We start from the raw sequence: 10131 nt of genomic DNA, 5'->3' as shown, positions 1-10131 counted from the left end.
CTAGTAGGGGCCGTGTTGGGAATGGTCATTTCACGATTGACTACGCCTCAATATAAAAACCAAAAGTCTCTACAAAAAGAATTAGATAACGCGAAATTTAGTTTGGAACAACAACGCCAAGAATTGTCGGATCACTTTGCTCAAGCGGCAGAAATACTCGATACCCTAGGTAAAGATTATACAAAACTGTATCAACACATGGCCAAAACATCGTCCGAAATTCTGCCGAATATGCCAGAGCAAGATAACCCATTTATCAAAAAAATCGCTCTGCATAATGATACAGATAAAAGCAACGATGACATTTTGGAACAGCCACCGAAAGATTATGCCAATGGTGCAACAGGGCTTTTTAATACCCCCAAAAAAGAGATCATTCATTCTGCAGACGTGGTTAAGGTGAAAGCCGTTTAATCTGAATTCATGAACTTTATAAAGGTTTTTGAGTCATAAACCTCACGAGAGTGTTGAAGTTTTGTCTTTCGTACAAATATTAAACTTCGAACACAGTTATTCCAAAGGAGCTTATGATGAAAAAACCTTTACTTCTTTTAACCGCTCTATCGTTAAGTTTAAGTTCAATCATCACCCCACTACCCGCAATGGCAGCGCTACCCTTTTCTGTCAGTGGTGAGCCACTGCCGAGCTTAGCACCGATGCTAGAGCAAGTGACACCAGCGGTTGTTAGTATCTCAGTTGAGGGAACTCAAGTCTCCCATCAACGTTTACCCGAGCAGTTTCGATTTTTCTTTGGTCCTGACTTCCCAATCGACCAATCGCAAGAGCGGCCATTTAGAGCATTAGGCTCTGGTGTCATTACTGACGCAGACAAAGGTTATGTTGTGACTAATTATCACGTCATCGATGACGCTGATAAGATTCGCGTCAAACTATACGACGGCCGAGAATACGATGCGGAGCTCGTCGGTGGCGATAAAATGTCCGATATCGCGCTAATCAAACTCAAAAAAGCAAAAAATTTAACCCAAATTCGTATCGCGGATTCAGACAAACTGCGTGTAGGTGATTTCACTGTCGCGATCGGGAACCCGTTTGGTCTTGGTCAAACGGTGACTTCCGGCATTGTTTCTGCGCTAGGACGAAGTGGACTTAATCTTGAAAACTTTGAGAACTTTATTCAGACCGATGCCGCGATTAACAGTGGCAACTCTGGTGGTGCCTTAGTCAATCTCAATGGTGAATTGATTGGGATTAATACCGCGATTCTTGGGCCGAATGGTGGCAACGTTGGGATCGGTTTTGCAATACCATCAAATATGATGAAAAACTTGACCGAACAGATCTTAGAATTTGGTGAGGTAAAACGTGGCGTGCTCGGCGTTCAAGGGGGTGAAATAACCTCTGAACTGGCTGAAGCGCTAGGCTATGAGTCAAGTAAAGGGGCGTTTGTTAGCCAAGTTATCAAAGATAGCGCCGCCGATAAAGCAGGGATCAAAGCGGGTGATGTCATCACAGCTATTAATGGAAAAAACGTTTCTACCTTCAATGAATTAAGAGCCAAAGTGGCAACATTAGGTGCAGGTAAAAAAATCACAATCGATGTTATCCGCGATGGTAAAAGCAAAACCTTCGACGTAACCTTGAGTGAAAACAACACCACAACCAAAGCAGAGCAACTTCACTCGGGGTTGACTGGTGCGGCACTGACCAATACGACGGTTCAAGACCCAATCGCTGGCGTTAAAGTGACTGCTATAGAGAAAGGGTCAGCGGCAGAAGCGTATCAACTACAAAAAGAGGACATCATCATTGGTGTTAACCGCCAACGAGTGAAAAACCTCGCACAATTACGCGAAATTTTGGAGAAAAAGCCGAGCATACTTGCGATGAATATCCAACGAGGTGATAGAACCATTTACTTGGTTATTCGCTAATTAGTGAGAATCGCTTGTGGAGCGATCAGGGCAGCATTTGAATGCTGCCCTTTTCTTATTCAATCATGTAGTGCTATTCTTCCTCTCTCAAGCTCAGGTGTAAAATAAGCTGAGTATATAGCGGGTTTTGTTTGGGGAAGATATGCTTAACTTTTTACTTCGTTCAGTGGGGCTTGGGCTTCTCGCTGCTGTTGTTATTTTACTAGCGGTTCCCTCGCTACGTTCAAATGTTCTCCCGCAAATCGCGGCCGAAGAGTCTCCCAATGCGCTCTCTTTGCAAATTTCGTTTAACCAAGCCGTTCGCCGCGCCGCACCTGCTGTAGTCAATATTTACAACCAAAAATACACCGAAAGCGATCGCAGTAAACTGTCGATTCAAGGGTTAGGCTCTGGTGTAATTGTGAGCGAGAAAGGGTACATCATTACCAACTATCACGTAGTAGCCCAAGCCGACCAAATCGTAGCGGCCTTACAAGATGGCCGTCTCGCAGCAGCGCAATTAGTAGGCAAAGATCGACGCACGGATATCGCAATTTTGCGAATCGAAGGAACGAACCTTCCCGTTATTCCACAAAATCCCAATTACTCGGTGAAAGTTGGCGATGTGGTACTGGCCATTGGCAATCCATACAACCTTGGACAAACCACTACTTTTGGTATCATTTCTGCCACTGAACGTTCATCAGTCAGTACCGATGGACGTCAAGCTTTCATCCAAACTGATGCGGCCATTAATGAAGGCAATTCAGGTGGAGCTTTGGTCAACACTCAAGGAGAGCTGGTAGGTATAAACACGGCTTCGTTTCAACAAGCAACTGAAATGAAAACCGATGGTATATCATTCGCAATTCCCTACAAATTAGCCAATACCATTATGGAAAAAATCATTGCTGATGGACGCGTGATTCGCGGCTATATCGGTATTGATGGGCAAGATATTACTCCAGTAACATCTCGCCTACTTGGCAGTGAACATATTGGCGGCATAGTTGTGTTGGGCATTGACCCCAATGGCCCTGCGGAAACGGCTGGTTTTAAAGAGCGGGACATTATTCTAAAAATTGGCGGTAAAAAAATTAATGGTCGCAAGAGTGTGATGGAAATTGTCACTGACTTGCGCCCAGGTACCGTTGTCGATGTGCTCATCTTACGTAAGGGTGAAGAGATGACACTTCCCGTGACAATTGTTGAAGACCTACGCGAATAAAACTAAGCCACCAAAAACAAAACAAAGAGACATAAAAAAGCCCCCAACTCACGAAGGGGGCTTTTATTTATAGACTTTTACTCTTGCTCAAGATCTGAATCACTAAGTTCTGATTCAATCTCAATCGCAGTAACACGTTGTAACCCTCTCGGCAGTAAGCTACCTCGACGTCCACGCTCACCACGGAAGTTTTCTAGATCGCTGGCTTTTAAACCAAGTTTGCGTTTGCCGGCATAGAGCGTAATAGCCGCTCCTTGAGGCAAGGAGATTAAATGTGACACAAACTCTTCACGCTCTTTGGACTTAGCCGCAGGAATATTGATTATTTTGTTGCCTTTTCCTTTGGTTAGCTGTGGTAAATCTTTGATTGGGAATAGCAACATTCGGCCCTGATTCGTGATCGCTAAAATATCATCAGACTCCAAATTACCGATGGCCTGCGGCGTCATTACCTCTGAGTTCTCAGGCAAATTAACTAAGGCTTTACCACTACGGTTTTTCGACAGCAGTTCACCACCTTTACAAACAAAACCATAACCGGCATCCGAGCCCACTAACCAGAGTTGATCCTCTTCCCCCATCACTACTTGGCGAATAGACGAGCCCTCTGTGATGTTGAGACGCCCCGTAATCGGCTCACCTTGACTGCGCGCCGAAGGTAGCGAGTGAGCTTCAAGCGAATAACTTCGACCATCGCTACCCAAGAATACGACCTGTTGATTGCTCTTACCACAAGCATGAGCCAAATACTGGTCGCCGGATTTGTAGCTCAAACTTTGGCAATCCACATCATGCCCTTTGGCATGACGTACCCAGCCTTTTTCCGAAAGCACAACGGTGATCGCTTCACTTGGCACAAGGTCACGCTCAGTCAACGCTTTAGATTCAGCACGCTCAATCAGTGGTGAACGGCGATCATCACCGTACTTCTCAGCATCCGCTTTGATCTCTTTCTTCAACAATGTGTTCAAGCGACGCTCAGAACCAAGCAACTGCTCTAATTTTTCGCGCTCTTTGGCAAGCTCATCTTGCTCACCACGAATCTTCATCTCTTCAAGTTTGGCTAAGTGGCGAAGTTTGGTATCTAAAATCGCATCGGCTTGAATAGCACTAATACCAAAACGGGCCATCAGTACCGCTTTAGGTTCATCTTCAGTACGAATGATTTCAATCACTTCATCAATATTCAGATAAGCAATGAGCAAACCTTCCAAGATGTGCAAACGCGCCATGACTTTATCAAGACGGTACTGTAAGCGGCGGCGAACCGTGGTGCGACGAAACTCAATCCACTCAGAAAGAATGGTCACTAAACCTTTCACTTCAGGACGATTGTTTAAGCCAATCATGTTCAAGTTAACACGGAAGCTTTTCTCTAGATCGGTTGATGCGAATAAGTGGCTCATCAACAAGTCACAATCTACGCGGTTAGAACGCGGCACAATAACAATACGCGTAGGGTTCTCGTGATCCGATTCATCGCGTAAATCTTCAACCATTGGCAATTTCTTCGCGCGCATTTGGTTAGCGATTTGTTCGAGCAATTTAGCGCCTGAGACTTGATGAGGTAATGCTGTGATCACAACATCACTCCCCTCTTTATGCCAAACCGCGCGCATTTTGATACTGCCGCGACCTGAGCGATATATTTTCTCAATTTCAATTCTGGGTGAAATAATTTCCGCTTCGGTCGGATAATCTGGCCCTTGCACGTACTGCATCACATCATGCAGTTGCGCTTCCGGGTTATCGATCAGGTGAATCGTCGCATCGGCAATTTCACGCACATTGTGTGGCGGGATATCGGTCGCCATGCCCACCGCAATTCCCGTGACGCCATTGAGCAAAATATGAGGTAAACGCGCCGGCAGCATTTGTGGTTCTTGCATTGTCCCATCAAAGTTAGGCTGCCAATCAACGTTGCCTTGTCCAAGCTCACCCAGTAAAACTTCAGCGAATTTAGACAGTTTCGCTTCGGTATAACGCATCGCCGCGAAGGATTTTGGATCGTCCGGAGCACCCCAGTTACCTTGACCATCCACCAGTGGATAGCGGTAAGAAAAGGGTTGTGCCATTAATACCATCGCTTCGTAACAGGCCGAATCACCGTGCGGGTGGTATTTACCGAGCACGTCACCAACGGTACGCGCTGATTTTTTGTACTTGGCTGACGCCGAGAGTCCAAGCTCCGACATCGCATAAATAATACGTCGCTGTACCGGTTTTAAACCATCGCCAATATAAGGCAGTGCGCGGTCCATGATGACGTACATCGAATAATTGAGATAGGCGTCTTCAGTGAACTTACGCAGCGGCAGTTTCTCAACACCATCAAAGGTTATTTCAGTTGACATTTATTGCACCTCTGCCATATCGCCATAACGTTGCAACCATGCGCGGCGGTCATCTGCACGCTTTTTACCTAGCAACATGTCCATCATCTCATCCGTTGCTTCAGCATCATCAATGGTCAGTTGCACCAAGCGGCGCGTGTTTGGATCCATCGTTGTTTCACGCAATTGAAGCGGATTCATTTCACCCAAACCTTTAAATCGCTGTACGTTGATTTTGGCTTTTTTCTGGCTAAGTCGCTCTAAAATGCCCTCTTTTTCAGCATCATCGAGTGCATAAAAGACCTCTTTGCCGCAGTCGATCCGATACAAAGGAGGCATCGCAACAAAAATATGACCCGCTTTGACTAATGCTCGGAAATGTTTGGTAAATAAGGCACAAAGCAAGGTGGCAATATGTAAACCATCAGAGTCAGCATCCGCGAGAATGCAGATTTTACCGTAACGCAATCCATCGAGATCGTCGTTATCAGGATCAATCCCAAGCGCAACAGAGATATCATGCACTTCTTGTGAAGCCAGCACTTGGTCTGCCGACACTTCCCACGTATTTAAAATTTTCCCACGCAGTGGCATAACCGCCTGAAATTCGCGATCGCGCGCTTGCTTAGCACTGCCACCTGCTGAATCCCCTTCGACAAAGAAGATTTCCGTGCGGCTCAGGTCTTGCACTGAACAGTCGGTCAATTTACCGGGGAGCGCGGGGCCCGATGCGATTTTTTTCCGTACCACTTTTTTGCTGGCTCGCATGCGGCGATGCGCATTGGCAATGCACACTTCGGCAAGTAATTCAGCGAGTTGTGGTTTTTCATTCAGCCATAAACTAAAAGAGTCTTTTATCACACCTGAAACAAAAGCCGCGGTTTGACGTGAAGAAAGGCGCTCTTTGGTTTGCCCTGCAAACTGTGGGTCTTGCATCTTAACCGACAACACATAAGAACAGCGGTCAAAGACATCTTCACCAGTTAACTTAACGCCACGCGGCAACAGGTTGCGGAATTCACAGAATTCACGCATCGCATCGAGCAACCCTTGGCGTAAGCCGTTAACGTGCGTACCACCTTGTGCGGTCGGGATTAAGTTAACATAGCTTTCAGTGATCATCTCACCACCTTCAGGTAGCCAAATCACTGCCCAGTTGGCCGCTTCAGTTTCAGCGACAAACTCACCCGTAAATGGCTCTTCGGGCAATAAGGTGTAACCCTTTACGCCTTCTGCGAGATAATCTTTTAGGCCGTCTTCGTAGTACCAACGGTGCTCAAGATTGTTAACCTTATCACTAAAGGTGATCTCGAGCCCCGGGCAAAGTACCGCTTTAGCGCGCAAATTATTGATTAGGCGAGTCACTGAAAAGTTAGGCGAATCAAAGTAGCTGGTATCGGGCCAAAAGTGGACACTGGTCCCTTTATTGCGACGACCACAGGTGCCAGTTACTGTCAATTCCTCGACTTTATTACCGTGCTCAAACGCCATTTCATAGATTTGCCCATCACGGCGAACGGTCACTTCCACACGCTTGGATAGGGCATTCACTACGGAAATACCTACCCCATGTAAACCACCGGAGAACTGGTAGCTTTTGTTTGAAAACTTACCACCCGCATGCAATTTACAGAAGATAAGCTCAACGCCTGATATTTTCTCTTCAGGGTGAATATCAACAGGCATACCACGCCCATCATCGATCACTTCAAGTGATTGATCTGCGTGGAGAATAACTTGTACCTTGGAGGCATATCCGGCTAGCGCTTCATCGACACTGTTATCGATAACTTCTTGGCCTAAATGGTTAGGTCGCGCGGTGTCCGTATACATCCCAGGTCGGCGACGTACTGGTTCTAAACCATTAAGAACTTCAATGGCCCCAGCATTATATTGTTCAGTCATAATACGGAATGCTTTTATAGATAAATGATTCGTTACTTTTTCGGCAGTTTATCAATGATGTGCTTGTGATTAATTAACGACAACAACGCTGATTTTTTCAGCATTACAAACTGCAAAAGTATAGATAGGACATAGTCTGGAAGAGCCTTGCTTATGTCAAGCGAGATAAGTAAGTTACAGGTAAAATTATGACTCCCCCCTCAATGAATCGGTCAGAGATCTAGGAATTCGATGATTTGTCGCGGATATCGCTCAAAGTTAACAAAACTATGATCGCCGCCAAATTCAACCGTCTGTTTTGCTCCCGTCAATTTAGCGACGGCTTGACGGTAATCTAAGACTTCATCGCCCATTTGTTGCAACAACCAAAATGACGTGACGTCATTAATTTTAACCTCTAATGCTTTGAGCTCTTCAATATGTTTCGCCTCTAGCCGATAGTGCTCTTGCGTGTAGGGGTTGACTTGTTCGCCTAAAAAATTGACCAATAATTCATACGGTTTGATTGCTGGGTTTATCACCACGGCACGAAAACCAAACAAATGGTTTAACCAAATAGACAAATACCCGCCTAATGAACTCCCCACCAGCGCAATACGATATTGATCTTGATGTTGATGAATAAGATCAAGTAGATATTCCGCAGCTTGCGCGGGAAAACTGGGTAACTTAGGCACCATCACTTTGATATCAGGACGCTGCATTTGGCAATACTTCACCATCACTTGTGCTTTGTGCGACAGCGGCGAGCTATTAAAGCCGTGAATATAAAGCAGCATAGGTTGACGAGTAGGCATCTCAGTATCCATTAGCGTTAAAATCCGGTTGGAATGCGCCGTTAGCTAAACGTTTGACTTGAGTTTCTATTTGACCATCAGCAGATAGCGTCAATTCACGCCATCCTGGGGAAGTGCGATCCAAAGCAAAATCATCTGAATTGGGCTTAAATTGTACACAGGTCGAGGGAGTGGCCATCACTCTGACACCGTGATGGAGTTTATCCATATTTTGATGAACATGACCACACAGGACGGCTTTCACATTGCGATGTTGCGTGACGATATTCCAAAAAGCATCGCTGTCTTTAAGGCTATGTTGATCGAGCCAGGCACTCCCCACCAATAGAGGATGATGATGCAGCACAATCAAGGTGTGTCGCTGATGGTACGTCGATAATTTTTCGTCAAGTAAAGCCAATTGTTGATCGCTCAGCCGTCCATGCGGTACGCCTACAACTTGAGAATCGAGCATCACCATCTGCCAGTGTTCACCGAGTAATACATGCTCCGACTGTTGAATCTGCTCTGACGGGAATACGGCGCCCATATTGGGTTTAAAGTCGTGATTACCGGGAAGCCAAAAACAAGTTTTTTCTAATGAAGAAATACCACGAGAGAAACGAAGATAAGACTCAGCACTATGATCTTGCGAGATGTCGCCCGTAGCCAGAATTGCATCAAATTCAACATGTTGCGCGCAAATCTCTGCCACAACAGCATGAAAGCTATCTACCGTATTAACACTCAACAGGCTGCCATCATCCGGCGCAAACAGATGCGTATCGGTAATTTGTAGCAGCTTGATGCTGTCTGAATTGTCTAGAGTTGGCGACACGTTCAAAATTTATTAATCCAAATTGAATGACTAATTTTCATCTACGACGAAGACTAAATTGGAGCTCGGCTAATCCCGTGCTTTAAACAGAAAGTAAGCCAATCGCCTAAAAAGCGATTGATTTGCGCTTTCTCATCTTTTTGCATCATTTGTTCATTCGGGTAATCATAGCGAGCTTTGATCTGATTTATCCGCGCACTTGCACACACTTCGGAAACACGTGCATCGTGGTAAAGCCTGACAGACATCGACGGTAATGGAAATACTGAAACGTCATCACTCTGACAAATCTCCACTAAAGTTGTGTACTTTGTGACCTCTAGCACTTGTAATTGATAGGTCATTTGAGCAGCCTGATAACAGCGTAAGTCACCTACGCTCGGCTGACTGGGTAACAAAGCGTTCAATTTCGCGTAGTTAGTTTCGTACACACGCATTAGTTCCGATAAATCAACGTGATACGGTTTTTTCAATGCTAATTCTGCCATTGCAATTGTAACTGTTGATAGTTTAGCTCTAACCATTGTAAAGCGATAATTGAGGCACCATTCTCAATTTGGCCATTTTTCACTAAGCGGTAAGCCTCTTCACGGCTCATGACATGAACGTTGATGTCTTCACCTTCATAGTCCAGCCCATGTACGCCTTTAGCTTGCGTTGCATCGATTTCACCAACAAAGACGTCGAGTAATTCAGAGCATCCCCCAGATGATGGATAATAAGAGCTAATTTTTTCGATTCGGTTCACTTCAATTCCCGCCTCTTCCATCGCCTCTCGACGAATAACCTGCTCGGACGTTTCATTAGGGTCGATGACTCCAGCAACAATCTCCAGTTGCCAAGGATGGGCGTGCTCTAGTGCTCCAACTCGAATTTGCTCTATAATCACGACTTCATCACGCGCAGGATCATAAGGAAGCATAGCCGCAGCATGACCTCTTTCAAACATTTCTCTTTCAATCTCCTCACTCCATCCACCTTCAAACAACTTGTGTTTAAAGCGGTATTTCACCATGCGGAAAAAACCTTGGAACAGTGTTTCTTTTGAAATGACGTCCACATCTTGGGGCGTAAAAATGTTGTACCGTTTGTCAGACTGCTGCATTTGAAACCTCGCTCAGTGAATCTCATAGTTTAATCATGGAATTCATCCATCACCAAGGATATTGCTCAACTT

9 protein-coding genes are annotated in these 10131 nt (G+C 45.3%); 3 read left to right on the top strand and 6 right to left on the bottom strand.

Features of this window, described 5'->3' with window-relative positions:
• The 3 genes from zapG to degS form a co-directional block, all read left to right on the top strand.
• The coding region (gene zapG, locus B9J84_RS16040; protein WP_094124555.1) for a Z-ring associated protein ZapG at window positions 1-414 on the top strand (414 nt) is incomplete at its 5' end.
• Between the two features lie 116 nt (window positions 415-530).
• Window positions 531-1895: a Do family serine endopeptidase gene (locus B9J84_RS16035; RefSeq protein ID WP_094124554.1), complete on the top strand. Its 1365-nt coding sequence runs from the start codon at window positions 531-533 to the stop codon at window positions 1893-1895.
• A gap of 142 nt (window positions 1896-2037) precedes the next feature.
• Entirely contained in the window at window positions 2038-3102 is a 1065-nt protein-coding gene (gene degS, locus B9J84_RS16030) for an outer membrane-stress sensor serine endopeptidase DegS (RefSeq protein ID WP_026027274.1), read from the top strand.
• 77 nt (window positions 3103-3179) lie between these two features.
• On the opposite strand, the gene parC is transcribed toward degS, so the two are convergent.
• The 6 genes from parC to nudF form a co-directional block, all read right to left on the bottom strand.
• The gene (gene parC, locus B9J84_RS16025; RefSeq protein ID WP_017042665.1) at window positions 3180-5456 is read right to left on the bottom strand and encodes a DNA topoisomerase IV subunit A; all 2277 of its coding nucleotides are present in this window, start codon (window positions 5454-5456) and stop codon (window positions 3180-3182) included.
• The gene (parE, locus tag B9J84_RS16020; protein WP_017042666.1) at window positions 5457-7340 is read right to left on the bottom strand and encodes a DNA topoisomerase IV subunit B; all 1884 of its coding nucleotides are present in this window, start codon (window positions 7338-7340) and stop codon (window positions 5457-5459) included.
• A 212-nt stretch (window positions 7341-7552) separates the two neighbouring features.
• A complete protein-coding gene (yqiA, locus tag B9J84_RS16015) occupies window positions 7553-8149 on the bottom strand; it encodes an esterase YqiA (protein ID WP_017042667.1) in 597 nt (198 codons plus the stop codon).
• On the bottom strand, window positions 8139-8960 hold the full coding sequence (cpdA, locus tag B9J84_RS16010) for a 3',5'-cyclic-AMP phosphodiesterase (protein ID WP_094124553.1): 822 nt from the start codon (window positions 8958-8960) through the stop codon (window positions 8139-8141). The genes yqiA and cpdA overlap by 11 nt, the downstream gene beginning before the upstream one ends.
• 47 nt (window positions 8961-9007) lie before the next feature.
• Window positions 9008-9442: a DUF1249 family protein gene (locus B9J84_RS16005; RefSeq protein ID WP_017042669.1), complete on the bottom strand. Its 435-nt coding sequence runs from the start codon at window positions 9440-9442 to the stop codon at window positions 9008-9010.
• Window positions 9430-10059, bottom strand: a complete 630-nt coding sequence (nudF, locus tag B9J84_RS16000) for an ADP-ribose diphosphatase (RefSeq protein ID WP_064625881.1) — start codon at window positions 10057-10059, stop codon at window positions 9430-9432. The genes B9J84_RS16005 and nudF overlap by 13 nt, the downstream gene beginning before the upstream one ends.
• Window positions 10060-10131: the final 72 nt, after the last annotated feature.

This window comes from Vibrio sp. V03_P4A6T147, assembly GCF_002241085.1.
In the GTDB taxonomy this organism is placed as follows: Bacteria; Pseudomonadota; Gammaproteobacteria; order Enterobacterales; family Vibrionaceae; genus Vibrio; species Vibrio anguillarum.
Note: the sequence above shows the minus strand (reverse complement) of the source record. Positions and strands in the feature narration are given on the sequence as shown.

Bases quoted from the DNA above. Each gene is read 5' to 3' on its own strand.
- B9J84_RS16035 (WP_094124554.1), top strand. From the start codon at position 531: ATGAAAAAACCTTTACTTCTTTTAACCGCTCTATCGTTAAGTTTAAGT.
- degS (WP_026027274.1), top strand. From the start codon at position 2,038: ATGCTTAACTTTTTACTTCGTTCAGTGGGGCTTGGGCTTCTCGCTGCT.
- parC (WP_017042665.1), bottom strand. From the start codon at position 5,456: ATGTCAACTGAAATAACCTTTGATGGTGTTGAGAAACTGCCGCTGCGT.
- parE (WP_017042666.1), bottom strand. From the start codon at position 7,340: ATGACTGAACAATATAATGCTGGGGCCATTGAAGTTCTTAATGGTTTA.
- yqiA (WP_017042667.1), bottom strand. From the start codon at position 8,149: ATGGATACTGAGATGCCTACTCGTCAACCTATGCTGCTTTATATTCAC.
- B9J84_RS16005 (WP_017042669.1), bottom strand. From the start codon at position 9,442: ATGGCAGAATTAGCATTGAAAAAACCGTATCACGTTGATTTATCGGAA.
- nudF (WP_064625881.1), bottom strand. From the start codon at position 10,059: ATGCAGCAGTCTGACAAACGGTACAACATTTTTACGCCCCAAGATGTG.